Source organism: Aeoliella straminimaris (genome assembly GCF_024054565.1).
GTDB classification, from domain to species: Bacteria; Planctomycetota; Planctomycetia; order Pirellulales; family Lacipirellulaceae; genus Aeoliella; species Aeoliella straminimaris.
Genome location: NZ_JAMXLR010000038.1, coordinates 140797 through 158053 on the forward strand (window position 1 = coordinate 140797; position 17257 = coordinate 158053).

A 17257-nucleotide genomic window follows, 5' to 3' on the forward strand; every position below is an offset into this window, starting at 1 on the left:
ATGGCTGATGATAGCACTCGGCGTGGTCGCTGGTGGGTGCCGGAGTTCGCATCCGCCCTACTCCTGGCACAACAACACACCTAGCACCGCCAGCAGCAAGGTCGCGCAACAGGCAACCAACGACCAGCAAATCTCTCAGGTGTCCTTCGAGGAAGACCTGCCACGGGCAACCGAGGATTCCGTAACAACCACTGGCGACGAACTGCAACAGCCACCAGAGCTAGCAGCTGAATTGATCGAAACGCCAACCCCCGAGCCCTCATCGCCGGGCGAGCCTTCGGTGCTGGCAGTCATCTCCTCCGTCCGCAATCACTTTCCGCGACTCCGCGAGGCCGAAGCCACTCGAATCATTGCTTCGGGCGAGCAACTGTCGGCCTGGGGAGCGTTTGACCACAAGCTCGACGGGTACAGCAACGTCCAGCCGCTGGATTACTACGAAAACAACTGGCATGAGTGGGGTGTCAAGCGAAACACCATGTGGGGCGGGCAGGTGGGAGCCGGCTATCGCCTGGGGCGGGGGTCGTTCGAACCGTGGTACAAGGAACGCGAAACCAACGACGGCGGCGAGATCGCCCTGTCGCTCCGCGCGCCAATCATCCGCGACAGAACCATCGACAAGAACCGTGCCGACCTATGGCGTGCTCAGCTGGAGCAGAACCGCGTCGAGCCGTATATCCGCTCGCAACTCATTCTGGCCGTCCGCGACGGCATTCAGGCCTACTGGGAGTGGGTCGCCGCCTGCGAGAACCTGAAGATCGCCGAGAACCTTTTGGAACTGGGCCTGGACCGGGCCAAGTACCTGAAACGGCAGGTGGAGCTTGGCGAGAAGGCACAGATCGATATCGTCGACAATCGCAGGATCATTGTCTCCCGTGAAGCAAAGCGCACGGCCGCCAGGCAAAAGCTCACGCAAGCCGCCGCCAAGCTTTCACTCTATTTCCGCGATAGCGCCGGTACCCCACTGGTGGTCGACCAAACACTTTCCGGCAGCTTTCCCAAGGTCGAAGTTCCCGAGGAAGCTACCCTGGGACGCGACGTGGAACTGGCCCTGGCGAATCGTCCCGAGTTGGCCGAGCTGGCCATTGTCCGCCGGCAACTCTCTGTCGACCGCAGCCAAGCGGTCAACGAAACGCTCGCCGACGTGGACGCAGGTGTGAAACTCGCCCAGGACATGGGCGCCCCCACCAAAGACGCCGACAAATCGGAAACCGAACTCGAGGCCATCCTCACCGTGTCGGTGCCGCTGGAACGCCGCAAGGCTCTTGGCAAACTGCGACAGGTTCGTGGCAAGCAGGCTCAGCTTCGCGCCAAGACCGAGTTCGCCGAAGACAAGATCTCCGTCGAGGTGCAGATCGCCCGAGCCGCCGTGACAGCGGCCGCCGAGCGAGTCGGTCAGAACACGGAGAACCTGGAACTTGCCCAGCGTATGCAAGAGGCCGAAAACCGGCTGTACGAAGAAGGTCAGAACACTCTGTTCAATCTGAACATCCGCGAACAACAACTGGCCGAAGCGGCTGCCGAGCTCGTCGCCTCGCAACGCGACTTCTTCGCCGCCCTGGCCGAATACACCGCCGCCCTGGGCCTGGACGGCAGCGACCTGTCTACCCTCTACCGCAACGAAACTGAGTAAACGCCCGCCACCTCGGTTGGTGGTGATAGATTCTAACCAATCGCCAAGCCATTTCGCCCCGCAGGCATCTGCTTGGGCCAACTGGTGCCTTGGGCCAGTCACGGCTGATTTGGAACGCGCACTTGCGGTAGGCCTAATTGGCTTCTGAGCCTAAGCGATTTAAAGTGTGTACATTTCCGGAAGTTTGCTTTGCTGCACTGCTTGGTTGGATAACCTGCAACTAATCACATCCGGAACCAAAAGTCTAGACTTCCTGGCGGTAGAGGCACCACCTCGAATTCGCAGAATACCTGCGGTGTATCGGCCGATGCGACCGCACCTGCATGAGACAACTGCCCGATGGTGCAAGAGGTTGATCGTCCGGGACAGCCAAGCAATGTCGAAGCTCTGACCATGTTTCAAGAGAACCACGACCTTCCCCGGATACTGATTCACTCGGAAGTTGGCACGGTTACCCGAAATTGGCTTGCTGGACACAACCTCGACAGTGGTTCAGTTTTGCAGCTTGGAAGTAGAACTTGATTGGGAATCAGGTTGGGGCTGAACAGCCTTCGCGAGGCGGCTTGACGGCGTGAGCCACACCGCCTGCCCACCATGCGACTTTAACCGGACATCGAGGCTCTCATCTGCTTCTACCAGATGATCCTCAATCCGGATTTTCGTCGGAGTGTCAACACTAGGATCATCCCGGTAGACACGCGCACGGTATTGCAGTCCCTCCTCTAAGAAGTTAAACAGCACGTCTATCTCGCGCTTCGTGCCGTTGTTCATGGAGCCGACGAACCAGTCTTGGCCGCTGCGTCTGGCAATCACAACGAATTCTCCGATCTCAGCCTTGATGACTCGTGTCTCATCCCACACCGTTGGGACCTTCGCGAAGAACTCCAGTTCAGGAGTCGCAATAATCGAAGTCCGATGTCTCCCAGGGGGCTTAGGAGACAATGGGGTGTCGTACCAAAACATAAATTGCCATGGTGAATAGGTGCAAACTGCCTTAGCGAGTTGGTGGCCGTGGGTCCATTTTTCCGTTACCCGAGGGTCGAAGTAGCAAATTGTGTGATCTGCTGCCCCGGCTAGGTTTCTCGTGAATAGCGTCACGATGGCTTGTTCACTCGACGGCGCGGCCTCATCTCCACGGACACCCTCCTGCGTCATCAGGTTAGGGTAGGTGCGAGAGTACCCTACCGGCCGATATTCGTCATGCACATCAATCATCAAATGGTGGTCTGCGGCCTTTCGCACGGCGTTATGCAACCAGCTCATCCATTCTTGAGAGCCGGTATTCACAAAGCCATACTTGACTCCTTTAATCCCCCACTTTTCATATAGAGGAAGAATTTCGTCCAGTTGCTTCTCCAACGCTCGGCGATTGACATACACAATGATTCCAATCCCACGTTCGTCCGCGTACTCGATGACGTGAGGCAGATCTAGTGGTCCTGCTGATCGCTTCGGATCGAGTGTTACTGTGGTCGCATCCGATGCGTTGTGATTTTCGTTCCCATACCAACCAGCATCGAATTCTACATATTGGAAGTTGTGTTTAGCTGCAAAGTCGACACTGGCTTTTGCCCCTCGAGTTGTCAGCGTGATTTCACGTAGTACCTTCCCCGGTTTGATCCACGAGGTGTCAGCAATTGCACAGGGTTCGCTCAAATTCATCACAAGTTCGTTGTTTTCCAGCAAGTCGCCCGGACTAGCTCCAACCATGACAACCCGCCAAGGTGTGCGAAGCTCACCCTTGGCCTTTACATCGCTGAGCAGTGATGTGACCAGACAATTGTCGCGCCCCTCTTGTCGCCGCAGCTTCATTGCTGCATAGTCGACTAACCCGGCTTCCAAAATCGCTGCGTAGATATCATCGCTGAGCTTCATGGTAAGAGGCCGCTCTACGGTGCCGGAGATCTCGCTCAGTTTTTTTGCCTCAAAACTACCTTGAGGTCTTTGGGTACACCAAACCGCGTGGTCCTTAGTAAATCTGAACTCGGATCGTTCCGAGGCGATATGGATAGACTCTGAGTCTTCAGGTGGTGTGATAGTCGCTCTGAACGATATTCCAGCGTCATAACACCGAAACTCGAACTGTATCTCGCAGTCTGAGCTTTCGTCGACGCAGTTCAGGGTGAGTTGGTTGTAGTGATCGCGAATGGTGTTCTGTTCGCCATAGACAGGTTGCCAGGTGCTGTCGTGTGATGACAGCGGCGGATCTCCTTGTGTGAGAAGGCTCTCGCCGATAGTGCTTCCTTCGGCTGTGATGAATCGAATAGTTGATTCGTCAAGAACTTGATGACCATTGAATGTTACCGAGTACTCAAGTAGGGAGTCCGTGTTTCGGTCTACAAGGGAGACATCTAATTCGACTCTACCATCGGGAGAGCGAAGGGAATGCGCGTGGCTGTCGCCAGCAAAGTGCGCGCAAATCGCCACCACCGCTAGCAATCGCAGAGTTTCCACCTGGATGAGCCGCCCCAAGGTGTGCCTCAAAACGGCGGCTGGGTGAGTATGTTCGAAACAACGCATGAGTTGGCCTGCAATTGCTGGTCTGATCGATTAATTTTCAAGTAATGCGAGATCGCCTGAGTGGTCTACCATCCGACCTTGGCATCACGACAACAGTGTGGAGTTCCTCGTTCGTATAGCGACCCCGAAAAGACCTCGCCTACGGCAGATTGAAATCAATCTTGTTGTCACCCTCGCTCACCGTAGCAGTCAGTTCAGATGTTGCTACGGCAGCGTATTTTTCTGGAACAATCCATGTGACGGTGGTATTCGATACGGCGCTGGCGCCGGGGTTCGCGACTTCTTCCTTTAGAGACTTTGGCTTTGGTGCATTGCCGCTAACCTCTTTCGATTCGATCGCCACCTTGTGCTCCCCCAACAGCGCACCGTCACCCGGGTCGAATGTAGAAAGCTTGTAGGTGCCATCGGATTGAATCTGGCCCGAGGCTGGTCTACCTCCGCCAACCGGGTAGAAGCTGATAGTTCCCTTTGGTACCTTTTCGCCATCGAAAACAATCAGCCCCGAAACCTGGGCGGTATCTGGCCCCGAATCGCAGCCGGCTACTAGTAGTAGGCTGCTAATCAGGAAAGCGAAGCGCGGAGCTATTTGAGATGCAACAAGTGGTATTCGTGGTGTCATGTGCGATTGTGATGAAGGCTTGAGTGGTGACGACGTTCACTGAGGCGACCTGTAGTTGACAGCCTACATGATCTGCGAGAGATCAAATCTCATCAGATTGGATCACCTCTCCACCAGCGAAGCTGGCCAAGGTCTGATAGACGTCATAGTCAATACTTTCCTGCAGGAAAGCAACGTGACCGTCGATGAAGACAAACTGCGCCCCCCCAGGATGATCACTGCTGAAGCAGGCATCGTTCTGTTGATCGGCCTGTGTTTGGGGATCAGTGAGGTGGGAATTGATGGGCTTGTAGGTGCTTCGCAATCCACGATAGTGATGCCCCGAGTAATCGCTTGCAAACTGGGGAGCACATGACCCGCCAAACCACCATGCGCTCGGCCCTCCCTCATCGGTGCCGTAGCCAGGTCCAGCCCCGTACCGAGTGGCGCTGACGCTCTCTCCTACGGCGAAGGTGTTGCTTGTGCCGTCCAGTACCCTTCTCAGGGGTATCGCGACGCCCATATTGAAGGGACCGTTGGAATAAACTCTGCCTCGCGCGTTAATCGCGATCGGCTGCTTGTTTGGATCCCGTGGGTGATAACCGATACTTGTGTCGCCAGGCCCTCCCACCACGGGGACGTAGTCGAGACGAGGCAAGATGCCAGGCCAATTCTGCGTGCTGGGACAGACGTAGGCTTCGATGCGCGTGTTTCCAACGTCGTCGCCTTCATCCGCTGCAATCAATCCCCAGGCGCCTCCATTGCCGTTCCTTGCGTCCAATCGCTGCTTCAGGATGTCGGGCAAAAGCCCTTCTTCCAGGTAGGGCATGATGAGAATGGGTAGGGGAATTCCGCGACATTGGTTGCCCCCACAGTAGTCCGGCACCTTTACTTTAGAACCAGCGGGCAACTCAGAAAGAGCCGATTCGAAGTTCAGGATACCCAGGCCAATTTGCTTAAGGTTATTCTGGCATTGCGTGCGTCGAGCTGCCTCGCGGGCCGCCTGTACTGCGGGCAGCAAGAGGCTGACCAAGATACCGATGATCGCAATTACTACTAATAGCTCAACTAGTGTGAAGCCTGTGGACGTCCGATGATTTGCGTATCGAACTGAATGAAAGCAACTTGTCATTCCGGTTTGCTCCTAAGGCAACTTTCGTCAACAACGACTGAATTGGGTTAAACTGTTTCAATACCCGCCGCAGGTTGGAATGCACCAACCTGCGACGGTGTTGGCCATGGTGGTGGCTGCCCACACGCCACCATGGCCCGATCACTAGCCTATGCCGATGCCACTCGATGATCGCAGCGTCGACGGTTTACTATGTAGACTGTTCCGAATAGGGCAGCCCCAACGATGTACAGCATCGAAGGTTCTGGCACGGCTTGCCGGTTGGACTGAAGTCCAGCCACCGACATCGACCCGGCACCAAAGTTGTCCTTCCATAATTGGTAGTCATCGGTGGTCACTCCACCACCATCGCCATTAAAGTTGAGGGCTGTTTCGTCTGCTGCGCCGAGATTGTTACGCCACACCGCGTAGTCCGCGATGTTGACGATGCCATCGCTGTTGAAATCACCCGGGCTGTTCTGAGCAGCTACGTACTTGACGAATCCGGTTCTACTGGACTCGCCCGCACCGGCCAGGAGAAAGGTAACACTCAGATCATCGACGATGCCCCCGATCGTACCGAGATCGTAGGATTGCCCCGCTTTGATCGCTATGCCATCTTCGGTTGGATCCAACTCGGCCAGGTTGCTGCCGTCAAGACTCGCGGGTGGCTCAAAGCTGCCACCCCCAGTCTCGTCTCGCAGACCATTAAAAGTGGCTAAACTCGTGTTAAGAGTTCCCGGAGTCGAGGCCTTGATGACATAGCCGATAATTGTCTGATCGAAGGTCGACTCGTTTTCGATAAAGGCGCTACCAGTACTTAAGTCGACGGTGATGCCAATCGTGTTGAGATCCCCATCGCCGTAGTACTCAACAATGCCGATCCTGCTAGACTCGAAGCTGGTGTCGGCATAGTGAAGTGTCAAGTCGTTAAGTTCGACATTGAATCCAAATCCTCCGTTAATCTGTGCAGCATCAGGATCGTACAGGTTACCCAGGTCGAGTGTAATGGAGTTATCAACAGCTGTGACAACCGCGGGATCTCCGTTCTCATTAAACTCGGCGATCCCCGTTGGTAGCTGTGGCCCAGCTAGGACCCAGTCCGAATCGATAGAGTGAAGGCCAGTGAAGACACCCGGGTCAGGGTTGAGTGTCTCCAGGGTCGAGTTGATCTGGTAGCCCGCTAAACCGACAACGGTCTCGCTTGAACCAGTCAGTTGTAGTGCGCCGGTTGCTCGATTGACTCTGAGCTTTAGGTCTTGAGCCTGAATAAGGCGCGGTAGGAAAATTCCTGTCATAAGCAGCACGGGCAATATCGTCCGGACAATCATTTTGTATATCACCTATGAAGAGGAGTCGACTTTGAAGAGATGCTTGTGATCCGGCAACGAAACGCCTATCAGGAGTGGATGCCTCGACGTCCCACACAGACGACAGTAGTGGCGGCTAGTACGAGCAGAAGGGTCTTCGGTTCCGGTACGGCCGTCGACATGCTGGCCAAAGCCTCCGCCGCCAAGGCTGGTGGCGCCACATCAAGCCACATCCGAAAGTCGTCGAGGTCGACTTCCTTGTTGCCATTCAGGTCCCCCAGATTCCTGGCATTCACCTGCTGGCCAATATGGTCGCGGATGATCTGAAAGTCGGCGATCGTGACACCATCTACCTCGTTTACGTCGCCCGGCTCGAAGACTCCGGTGGCATTTCCGGCGGCATCGATGCCGAGCAGACCGTTGTTGTAGAGTGTTGAGACCTGACTGTCCGACATTGCCACATCGAACATGGCCAAGTCGTCCAGCAAGGCATTGATTTCGCGACCTCCGCAACACGTGTCTTCTCCAATGAGCCAGGATCCGCTGGAGATGATCTGCCAGATGCCCGTGTCTTCGATGAATGCATCTTGCCTGACACCATCGACATACACAATTTGCGAAGGCGGAATGAAGCTGGCCTCGGAATCAACGTTACCCCACACCATGGCGACGTGGTGCCACTGGTTTCGGGTGATGGAGTCCGCATTGGAGTCGCTCTGACTCCCTGATATACGGGCGTCAATGTGATCCCCACCCTCCCATGCAAGTCCCCAGTCTTGTCCGCTTTGCTCGCCCGCGGACGACAGATCCGTTACTTCCCGGCTCTTAAAGATCCCCTTGTAGCCAGATGGTGCATCATCGTCGACATACGTCCAAGCCGAAATCGTGATACCAACCCCTAGTTCTGCAGTGCCTGCCGGCGTCGGTTCAATACCGTCAATTTGTGAGATCGAAGGAATCACAAAGTAATCGTCGTCGTTACCCCTTAGACTCACAGCTCCGCCAATCCTCCCAATGGCGTAGCTCAGACCGTCCGTGTTGGTGTTCTGCCAGACGCCGTTGTTTCCATTCACGCTGTCAATGGCAATGTCTACAGTGTAGTCATTGAGCCCTTCGTCGAATGTGTAATGAGCCACCGGGGTCTGTCCAACCACGGGGAGTGCCGCTACGAAGCCTATGATCAGCACTGGCATGCCGACACGGACTATCGCCAAAAAGGGTGAAACGCTTGGTAAGTACATTGCGTTGTGCCTTCGTTGTGAATGAGACTTGCTTGTAAGGGCAGAGAAGCAATTGGTTGCGTCAGACGCGGCGACGGAGGAAATAGAGAGATGCAACGGTGGAAACTAGGATCAATGCGGTAGGTTCCGGCACCGAGCCTTTGACTGCCGCCAGCCCCTCGGGGTCCTTAACTGCTAGCTTCCATTGCAGGTAGTCGTCGAGATCGATGAAGTTGTTGTTTACGAGGTCGCCTTCAGTTCGAGCCCCGAAGGCTTGACCGAAATTCTGCCGAATCACATCGATGTCAGCAGAATTGACCAGACCTTCTCCAGTTACGTCACCAGGCGTATAGTCGGTAGAAAAATCGGCGTAGACTGTCGCTGCATCAATGCCAAACAGGCCATCGTAATAGAGGTTCGTAACAAGCTCGGGCGGGAGAACCTCGTCCCACATTGCCAAATCGTCGAGTGCGCCGGTCCAACCGCGGGTAGTACCACAGCAATCGACGCCGCCAATCCACCATTCTCCGCTAGCGGTTATCATGGCGGCCGCCGCAGTGTGACTTACTTCGTTGGCCAATTCACCATCGAAGTAGAGTTTCGTTATGCCAGTACCTTCACCGCCAGAGTCATCGGTTCCATCCCAGACCATCAATGCATGGTGCCACCCAGGATCGCTGGAGAAGCTGCCGCCGTCTACTTGGCCGTTGCCACTGTTAATACGGGCATCGATATGTCCGCTTTCGGTGTTCATTCCTGCCGTACGATCGCTAGTACCGGTGGTGTCAAGCCTAAGGTTCCTAACGCGAGTCAACCCGTTGTTTCCGTTATTGGAATTGGGACCATCGTTCTGATTGAACCAGATCGAAACCGTGAGTTGCGTGGCCCCAGCCATCTGCGGAATTGAAGCAATGGAGAAATACTCTTGCATATCATTGTCCTCGTCGTTCAGTCCGGCAGCACCTCCAATAAGTCCAGTCTGCCAGCCGGGTTCTGGATCGTCGCTAGCGACGTAGACGCCATTGTTGCCATTGACGCTATCGACGGCGGTAGTTCCGGAGGTCTCGTCCAACTTCCAATGGCCAATTAGAACTGCCTGGGCCGGCCCCACACTGAAGAGCAAAGAGACGACAATAGTCGCTGCGGTGCAGGTAGGTTTCATAAGTGGATATCTCCTTGGTCATCGATTCAGAAAAGGTCCATGCTGGGTGCCATTCGGGTACGACAGCACTCGTGGCGGCTGGTAAGCATGTGAGCCTTCGTTCATGCATGCTACATCCGCATAAATTCGTAACTCACCTCGGGATTGGAGCTTCAATACGCGAATCCGCAAGTGAACTTCCCAACGACGGATGCCAGGCACTCGCGACCGACTGTTTCCGCTGCGCAGTTAGCCCTGTTGGGAACGGAGCCACCATGACGAGCACACGAGGCATGCACTCGCCTTACATCTAGTCGAGGTCAGACCAATTGGAAAAAGTAAAGCGAACCACCACCTGGTCGCCAAAGGTGAAAAGCCCTGAACTCAGGGGCGACGGCTGTCCGTGAATCAACTGTTTGCAGTGAGTCGCAAACGTTGAGCCTCTCCTACACCGCTAAAGACAGTCAGGACACCATTTACATCCAGAAATCTGAAAAAAGCTGAGATTTGCGGACCATGTCCGCGTAAACAATCGTGCCGCTACTTTGGACCATCCCTTCATTTGGGCGGCACTTTGACCGCCACCGTTGATTCCGCCTCGGAAATTTCCACGAAAAGGCGAAAGTTGTGAGTTAAAAATGCGACGCAAGCAGCTTATATAGGTAGGAAGTGTACCCGTAGAAGTATCTTGTCTCCTATTTCTCCTCGTCTTACTAGATCGCCGAGACTCGAGCGATGCCTTCAAAAGAAGAAGAATTTGCGGAGTTGTTCGGTGCAACCCAGCAGCGACTGTTTGGCATGCTGGTTAGCATGTTGCGCAACTCCGAGGATGCTCGAGACGTACTGCAACAGACTGCAGTTACCGCTTGGGAAAACTACAGCGACTTTGAGCCCGGCACGGATTTCTTTCGCTGGATGGCCGCACTGGCCAAGTACGAGACGTTAACTTTCATTAATTACAAACGGCGGAGCAAGCTGTACTTCAAGCAGGAGATGATGGATCAACTGGTCGATGATGCGTGCGGCTTATCCGATGAATCGATCGAAGCTCGCTGCACCGCACTGCGAGAATGCGTAACAAAGCTGGCGGATACCGACCGCAAGCTAATCGATTGCCGTTACACTCACGGGCTTGGCTCCCACGGAACGGCCAAACTCTTGGATCGCTCGCAGGCGAGCGTGTGCAACTCTCTGCGGCGCATCAGGCAATCGTTGCTCCGGTGTATCAAGAGGACTCTCTCAGAGGAGAAGGTGGCATGAGCAAGCATAATGGCCATCCACACCTCCCCTTGGATCTTCAAAAACTGATTCAGCGGAGCTTTGATGAACCGCTAGACGAAGTGGAGGTCCGACAGCTAGAGCATGCGATTGCGAATGACGTGCGCGCGCGTGAGATGTACGAAGAAGTGGCCCACCTGCACGCGGCTTTGGTGTCGCAGGAGCAGACTAGTGAGTTCTGTCGGAAAGTTGTCCAACGAGAACTCCAGAGCTCTCCTGAAGTAGCAGTTGCACCCGGGCAGGATGAACCATCGACGGTACTATACTGGGATGGTTTTTTGAACACGGCACGCGTGTTTCCGCTGCGGGCTGCGGCTGTTCTGCTGGCACTGGGGGTTGGTCTGGGGTGTGGCGTTGGCATACTGGCGGCAGTTATCGTGCATGGCCCTCCACAATTCTTGTCCATACCGTGGGAGTGGAGTGTCCCCGAAGAGGTCGTCGCGAGGATCGAGTCGACGCAGGGAGTCAAATGGCAGGTGGCAGAGAACCCAGAAACGCCACCGACGCGCGGTTTACGTGTTGGACAGGAGATTAGAATCGAAGAAGGCCTGCTGCAGGTAACCTACCGAAGTGGCGTCAGCGTTATCCTCCAGGGACCGGCCGTCTACGTGATTCGTTCTGAAGGTGGAGGGAAGCTGTTCTCCGGCAGGCTTACCGCTGTCGTCCCCTCTGCCTCCCCGGTCTTTTGCACCGAGACGCCAGCCGGCGTCCTCAAGACCGGGCCAGGGCATTTTGGTGTGGATGTAGAGAATTCAGCATCGAATCGACAGGTTGCTGTACATGTCTTCGAGGGGCACCTGTATGAAATGCCCTCGGCGCAGTTTGTGAGGACTTCGGGGGGGGGCATTAAACTCGTCGCGGGCGACTCAATTCGGCTAGACCAGGATCAATCTGTGACGTCCATAGATGTTCCCCATCGAAAAGACTATCCCATTCGGATGCCGACCGCTCATCGAGAGCTATACCAGGAACAGACAATCTTCCTAGGAAACTTGTTTGATGACTGCCAGTCCCAGTCGCTTACCGAGGCAATGTTGAGCGACACGTATCAAGCGGCTGCCGAAACAATTGATTTAGGCGTCGCTGCTGTTCACGATGGCGGCTTGGACCTGGATGTATGCCTCGCAGAAGACGGTGTGCTCTTCAATTTCTCGAACGTGGGTGGGGGTGGCTCGGCCGTCGTGGGGCTCCCAAGTAACGACACGTACCGCTCGAATCTTGGCATACCAATTCGTACAACGGGTGAAGATTTGCCCTATAGTACGAACGCCGACCACTCGCTTGTCCTGGGAAAGCCGTCGAAGATTGAGGAAGGGGTCGGTCTCTCTTCGAACGAGCTATTAACTTTCGACTTGGACGAAATCCGACGTGCGGGTGCACTCACAGGTAGGGCAATGCGATTTGTTTCGGACCGCGCAGGAATTAATGATCGTGAGTTGCCCGTGGAGACCAGCAGAACAAAAGCCCTTGCCAATCTTATCGTAGTCGTGAGCAATGAGGAGCGTGTACTGTCGGCGTACCTTAATGGCCAGCCGGTTGATGTGGCAAAACAAGCAGCCGTCTATTCGGTGCGCGTCGACGAGGAACGCGCATCCAGTGGTCTTCGCTATGACGGCCATTTCGTCGAGATCGACGTCCCGATTCCGGCGGAAGCCAGATTTCTGACACTTGTTTCAGCAAGTCTCGGCGCAGATGTCCATGACCACGTTGTGTTCTCGGGTGCGCGGCTTGAGATTGAGCCAGAAGCTAGCATCGCGCGTTAGAGAGCTGTTGCAAGGCACGGGTCGATTCTCGGCGTCGCACCGCCAAACATGAAGAACATCCGCAGCAATGCTCACGGCTTGAGCTATTGCTGTAGGTGCGATGGGGAAACGCATCTTTCTGATGTCTCGACAACGACCCACCCAACGAGAGGAGAGCGGGCTTCGAATATACAATTTGGATATGGCGGTGGTATCAGCCCTCTTATCGCTGTTCATGTTGGCTTTCGTGGTCGCCATCAGTTGCATCGAAGTCGCACAGGCAGAATCCGTGGGCGATCCTCATGTCTCGGATAAATCCCTATCTTCGAAAGCCACATCCGGTTTGGCGATCGAGTCCCAGCAAGAGTTGCAGGCGGGCGTCGATGTCGACGGCGATGGGACAATCGACGAGTTGACCGAGTGGCGAACGGTCGAGGAAGATTACTCGAGAATCCCAGGCTTCGCCAAGGTGTTCAAGGCGACTCCTGCCACGCTCGACCTTTCTGCCCTGCCAGCGGAATACGCGGTTCAATTAAAGTTCAAAACAAGTGCCCCCGAGGCGGTGCTAAATCGGGTGAAGGTCACTTCTGCGGCCGTCAACAGCGTGCCACAGGAAGCAGAAGAAGCCGAGCCAACATCGACGCCGGCAAAGTACACGGCCGACTGGAAGTCTATGGACGGCTACCCCGTGCCGCAATGGTTCGACGACGCCAAGTTCGGCATCTTTATTCATTGGGGGCCGTATAGCGTGATGGGCTACAAGAAGGGTGGCTATGGTTACGCCGAACATACACCCAGTAATTTCTACAACGATCCGAAACACCATTACCCGTGGATGGAAGAGAGGTTCGGGGGCCATCCAAACTGGCCGGTGGAGCTGGGATGCCGTGAGAAAGACAACATGCAGATCAAGCAGGTTGGCCCCAAGTGGGAGAACCCAGCCACGCTCGGCACTTCCTATGGATACCTGCAGGCCGAAGAAGAGCGGGACGCTTACAAGTCGCCCACCGCGCTCATTCATCTGCTGTGCGATGTGGTCAGCAAGAACGGCAACCTGCTGCTGAAAATTGCCCCGAAGGCCGATGGCACCATTCCTGAAGGCATGCAGCGGCGGCTGTTAGCCATGGGCGAGTGGTTGGACCTCAATGGCGAACCAATCTACGGCACGCGCCCCTGGGAACAGTACCAGGAGAAACTCGACAAGGCGTCGGGGACCAATAATCCATCCGGCAAGCATACGATCGATGCGAACAGTATTCGATTCACTCGCTCCGCCGATGGCAGCCAGGTATACTGCATCTTGCTTTCCTGGCCCGAAGAACAGGTGCAAATCAATTCGTTGGCCGGCCATCGTGTATCTAAAGTCCGATTGCTGGGCAGTAGAGTTGGTGTGGCCTGGCACACCGAAAAGGACGGACTCGTAGTCACGCGCCCTAAAGTCAAGCCATGTAAGTATGCCAATTTACTGGTAGTGTCTTCCAGCGATAGCCAGGAGCAACCACAACATTTCCTTGCGCCAAGCCATCTCTGTTTGAGAAGGATCCAAATTACACGACTTTTTGAGAACAACATGGTTATACGTATCTTAAGCATGCTGCTTGCAGGCATAGGGTGTCTACCCGTTGCGGCCAAAGAAGCGCCAAGCCAACCGAACATCCTATTCATACTAGTGGACGATCTTGGCAAGGAGTGGATCAGTTGCTACGGCGCCGAAAATGTCGAGACCAAGAACATCGATGACTTCGCTGCCAGTGGCATGAAGTTCAACAACGCCTGGTGCATGCCCCAGTGCACGCCGACACGGGTGACGCTGCTCACCGGCCAATATCCCTTCCGCCATGGCTGGACCAATCACTGGGACGTACCTCGTTGGGGAGCGGGTGCGCACTTCGACCCAAATTGGAACACTACGTTTGCCAATGTTCTCCGCGATGCCGGCTATGCCACGTGTGCGGCAGGCAAGTGGCAAATCGACGATTTTCGCGTCGAGCCGAAAGCTATGGACGAAGCCGGATTTGACGATTGGTGCATGTGGACGGGTTTCGAGACGGGCAACCCGCGCAGCAGCCATCGGTACTGGCACCCCTACATCAATACGCCAGCCGAAGGCTCCCGCACTTACGAGGATCGTTTTGGTCCCGATGTTTACTGTGACCATCTGATCCAGTTCATCCGCGAAAACAAAGACCGCCCGATGCTGCTGTATTACGCAATGGCATTAACGCACTTTCCGTTAACTAAAACGCCCGATAGCAAGGCTAAGGAAACGAAGCGGGAACAGTTTATTGGCATGGTCGAATACACCGACAAACTGGTCGGCAGGCTGCTCAGGAGCTTGGAAGAAGAAGGAATCCGCGACAATACCATCGTCCTGTTCACGACCGACAATGGGACAGGCAGGGGAGGCTTCGGCAATAATACGCGTCTCGGTCGAAACGTACCGGGAGGAAAGCACTCGTTGTACGAACAGAACGGGGTAGCTCAGCCGTTCATCGTGAGCTGCCCGGGCCTGGTTCCCGAAGGCATCACTTCGGATGCCCTAGTTGACTTTACAGATCTCTTGCCAACATTTGCCGAACTAGGCGGTGGCACCCTGCCCGAGGGCCGCGTCGTCGATGGCAAGAGCTTTGCGCCTTTGATCCTCGGCTTGACCAATGACTCCCCTCGCGACTGGATCCTGTCCATGGGTGGAGGACCGGCCGTCCTTCGTGATGGCAGGGTGCATCCGGAGCTGACCTACGACGAGCGAGTGATCCGCAATAAACGCTATAAGCTTTGGATCGACTCAGACCGCTTACCGGTCAAGCTGTACGATTTGCAGGAGGATCTCTGGGAAGAGAACAATTTGATCGATTCTTCAGCTCCAGACGTAGTTGAAGCCAAGCAGCAGCTGATGCAAGTGGCAGCGCAGTTCCCCGAAGAAGACGCCTCGCCGGCGTACAAAAAAAACCCACCACAGAGTTGGGATAAGCAATGAATACACGCTGTCATTAGAGTTGTTAGCGGGCGTTGGCTCCTCGGTTGCAGATTGATGAATGTAAGAGAAAGGTACTGGTCAGGTGAATTATCGCATCTACTCCACTTTAACTGCCCTATTGTCTACCTTGGCGTCGGCGGTCGCGGCTGCTGCGGCTCCCAACATCGTCTACATCATCTGCGACGACCTCGGTTACGGAGACGTCCACTGCCTGAACCCCGTGCATGGCAAGATCCCCACGCCCAATATCGATAAGCTCGCTTCCGAAGGAATGGTATTTACCGACGCCCATTCCGGTTCATCGGTCTGCACTCCCACTCGCTATGGGATAATGACCGGTCGATACGCCTGGCGGACACGCCTGCAGGGCGGAGTCGTTCAGGGCTTTGCACCGAGCTTGATTGCCCCAGATCGTACGACCGTCGCGGGTTTCGCCAAACAGCAGGGCTACGTCACCGCGGCCCTCGGCAAGTGGCACATAGACTTTCAATACTGTGATCCGGAGACTGGTAAAACCTCCCCCCATATGGCAAAAAAGAACCTTCCCCCTGTCGGGTCAACGATCCCCGATGGGCCGGTAAATCGCGGCTTCGATCACTACCATGGTTTTCACCACTCAGGCCACATGCAAGCAGTGATCGAGGACGATCGCGTCGTAGAATATGACGAGGTGATACACATGCTTCCCCGCTTGCAGCATAAGGCCGTCGAGTACCTGCATTCGCGAACGGACGCCCATGAACCCTTCTTCCTGTACTTCGCACTCAGCTCACCGCACTCCCCGATTGTGCCTTCGCCCGAGTGGCAGGGGAAAAGCGAACTTGGCACTTACGGCGACTTCGTGATGCAGACCGACCACGTGGTGGGGGAAGTCTGCAAGGCCGTTGAAGAGCTAGGTATGAGCGACAACACGCTCATCATTTTCACCAGTGACAACGGATGCTCCAAAGCAGCCGGTATTGAGAAACTGGCGGAGCAAGGGCACTTGGTAAGCGCCAACCTAAGAGGCTCAAAGGCAGACATCTGGGATGGTGGTCACCGAATCCCGTTCGTCGTCCGCTGGCCCGGAGTGGTTGCGCCGGGATCGCACTGCGATCAATTGATTTGCCTGACCGATCTATTTGCCACCGTGGCGGACGCCCTCGGCACGGACACCCCGACCGGAACCTGCGAGGACAGTGTCAGCTTTTTGCCGGCACTCTCTGGAGAGCCAATTGCATCCACGCGGTCTGGCGTGGTTCATCATTCGATTTCAGGCCACTTCGCCTACCGCACCGACAAATGGAAGCTTGTCCTGGCGCGAGGCTCGGGCGGGTGGACATCGCCTCGGGAGAATCAGGTCTCGAGCGATGCTCCTGAAGGGCAGCTTTACAACATGGAGACGGATGTTGGTGAGCAACACAACCTTTACATCCAGAAACCAGAAGTGGTGCAAGAACTGTTGAAGCAACTGGAGAGTGACATACGTAGCGGACGGAGTACCGACGGTCCTCCTGCAAGCAACGACATAGGCAAAGTAAAAATATGGAAGAGTTCTCGCCAGGCCGTTCCCAATCTCCGTTCGAATTGAATCCATCCCTGACCGTATCGCATTGGAGATACGATGTTACCGGTTTCACCAAGGCTTACACCCCGATCAAGTTACGTGATTTGCAGCCTGATCGCGGCATTCTGTACCGATGTCGCCCAGGCGCAGCCCCAAGACAAACCTGCCCAGAAGCTCGACAACC

11 protein-coding genes are annotated in these 17257 nt (G+C 55.3%); 5 read left to right on the forward strand and 6 right to left on the reverse strand.

All coding sequences use genetic code 11. The annotated features are described in order from the left end of the window. The first annotated feature begins 7 nt into the window (after nucleotides 1-7). A complete protein-coding gene (locus tag NG895_RS12585) occupies nucleotides 8-1630 on the forward strand; it encodes a TolC family protein (RefSeq protein ID WP_252852862.1) in 1623 nt (540 codons plus the stop codon). Between the two features lie 492 nt (nucleotides 1631-2122). Here the strand turns inward: NG895_RS12585 and NG895_RS12590 are convergent, their stop codons facing one another. The 6 genes from NG895_RS12590 to NG895_RS12615 all read right to left on the reverse strand — a co-directional run bounded on the left by NG895_RS12590 (nucleotide 2123) and on the right by NG895_RS12615 (nucleotide 9551). After that, nucleotides 2123-4150: a glycoside hydrolase family 97 protein gene (locus NG895_RS12590; RefSeq protein ID WP_252852863.1), complete on the reverse strand. Its 2028-nt coding sequence runs from the start codon at nucleotides 4148-4150 to the stop codon at nucleotides 2123-2125. 139 nt (nucleotides 4151-4289) lie between these two features. Continuing rightward, nucleotides 4290-4769, reverse strand: a complete 480-nt coding sequence (locus NG895_RS12595; protein WP_252852864.1) for a hypothetical protein — start codon at nucleotides 4767-4769, stop codon at nucleotides 4290-4292. Nucleotides 4770-4851: 82 nt separating this feature from the next. Then, on the reverse strand, nucleotides 4852-5880 hold the full coding sequence (locus NG895_RS12600; RefSeq protein WP_252852865.1) for a DUF1559 domain-containing protein: 1029 nt from the start codon (nucleotides 5878-5880) through the stop codon (nucleotides 4852-4854). Nucleotides 5881-6029: 149 nt separating this feature from the next. Beyond that, nucleotides 6030-7157: a hypothetical protein gene (locus tag NG895_RS12605; protein WP_252852866.1), complete on the reverse strand. Its 1128-nt coding sequence runs from the start codon at nucleotides 7155-7157 to the stop codon at nucleotides 6030-6032. Between the two features lie 101 nt (nucleotides 7158-7258). After that, complete coding sequence (locus tag NG895_RS12610; protein WP_252852867.1) at nucleotides 7259-8410, reverse strand: LamG-like jellyroll fold domain-containing protein; 1152 nt, start codon at nucleotides 8408-8410, stop codon at nucleotides 7259-7261. A 61-nt stretch (nucleotides 8411-8471) separates the two neighbouring features. After that, the gene (locus NG895_RS12615; protein ID WP_252852868.1) at nucleotides 8472-9551 is read right to left on the reverse strand and encodes a LamG-like jellyroll fold domain-containing protein; all 1080 of its coding nucleotides are present in this window, start codon (nucleotides 9549-9551) and stop codon (nucleotides 8472-8474) included. A gap of 714 nt (nucleotides 9552-10265) precedes the next feature. On the opposite strand from NG895_RS12615, the gene NG895_RS12620 reads away from it, so the two are divergent. The 4 genes from NG895_RS12620 to NG895_RS12635 all read left to right on the forward strand — a co-directional run bounded on the left by NG895_RS12620 (nucleotide 10266) and on the right by NG895_RS12635 (nucleotide 17097). Beyond that, on the forward strand, nucleotides 10266-10790 hold the full coding sequence (locus tag NG895_RS12620) for a sigma-70 family RNA polymerase sigma factor (RefSeq protein ID WP_252852869.1): 525 nt from the start codon (nucleotides 10266-10268) through the stop codon (nucleotides 10788-10790). Next, nucleotides 10787-12571, forward strand: coding sequence for a hypothetical protein (locus NG895_RS12625; RefSeq protein ID WP_252852870.1), 1785 nt, complete (start codon nucleotides 10787-10789; stop codon nucleotides 12569-12571). Before NG895_RS12620 ends, NG895_RS12625 begins: the two co-directional genes overlap by 4 nt. A 181-nt stretch (nucleotides 12572-12752) precedes the next feature. Further along, complete coding sequence (locus NG895_RS12630) at nucleotides 12753-15527, forward strand: sulfatase-like hydrolase/transferase (RefSeq protein WP_252852871.1); 2775 nt, start codon at nucleotides 12753-12755, stop codon at nucleotides 15525-15527. An 82-nt stretch (nucleotides 15528-15609) separates the two neighbouring features. Next, a complete protein-coding gene (locus NG895_RS12635; RefSeq protein WP_252852872.1) occupies nucleotides 15610-17097 on the forward strand; it encodes a sulfatase family protein in 1488 nt (495 codons plus the stop codon). Nucleotides 17098-17257 lie beyond the last annotated feature (160 nt).

Excerpts from the sequence above, each read along its gene's own strand:
- NG895_RS12585 (WP_252852862.1), top strand. The coding sequence starts at position 8 with ATGATAGCACTCGGCGTGGTCGCTGGTGGGTGCCGGAGTTCGCATCCG.
- NG895_RS12590 (WP_252852863.1), bottom strand. The coding sequence starts at position 4,150 with ATGCGTTGTTTCGAACATACTCACCCAGCCGCCGTTTTGAGGCACACC.
- NG895_RS12595 (WP_252852864.1), bottom strand. The coding sequence starts at position 4,769 with ATGACACCACGAATACCACTTGTTGCATCTCAAATAGCTCCGCGCTTC.
- NG895_RS12600 (WP_252852865.1), bottom strand. The coding sequence starts at position 5,880 with ATGACAAGTTGCTTTCATTCAGTTCGATACGCAAATCATCGGACGTCC.
- NG895_RS12605 (WP_252852866.1), bottom strand. The coding sequence starts at position 7,157 with ATGACAGGAATTTTCCTACCGCGCCTTATTCAGGCTCAAGACCTAAAG.
- NG895_RS12610 (WP_252852867.1), bottom strand. The coding sequence starts at position 8,410 with ATGTACTTACCAAGCGTTTCACCCTTTTTGGCGATAGTCCGTGTCGGC.
- NG895_RS12615 (WP_252852868.1), bottom strand. The coding sequence starts at position 9,551 with ATGAAACCTACCTGCACCGCAGCGACTATTGTCGTCTCTTTGCTCTTC.
- NG895_RS12620 (WP_252852869.1), top strand. The coding sequence starts at position 10,266 with ATGCCTTCAAAAGAAGAAGAATTTGCGGAGTTGTTCGGTGCAACCCAG.
- NG895_RS12625 (WP_252852870.1), top strand. The coding sequence starts at position 10,787 with ATGAGCAAGCATAATGGCCATCCACACCTCCCCTTGGATCTTCAAAAA.
- NG895_RS12630 (WP_252852871.1), top strand. The coding sequence starts at position 12,753 with ATGGCGGTGGTATCAGCCCTCTTATCGCTGTTCATGTTGGCTTTCGTG.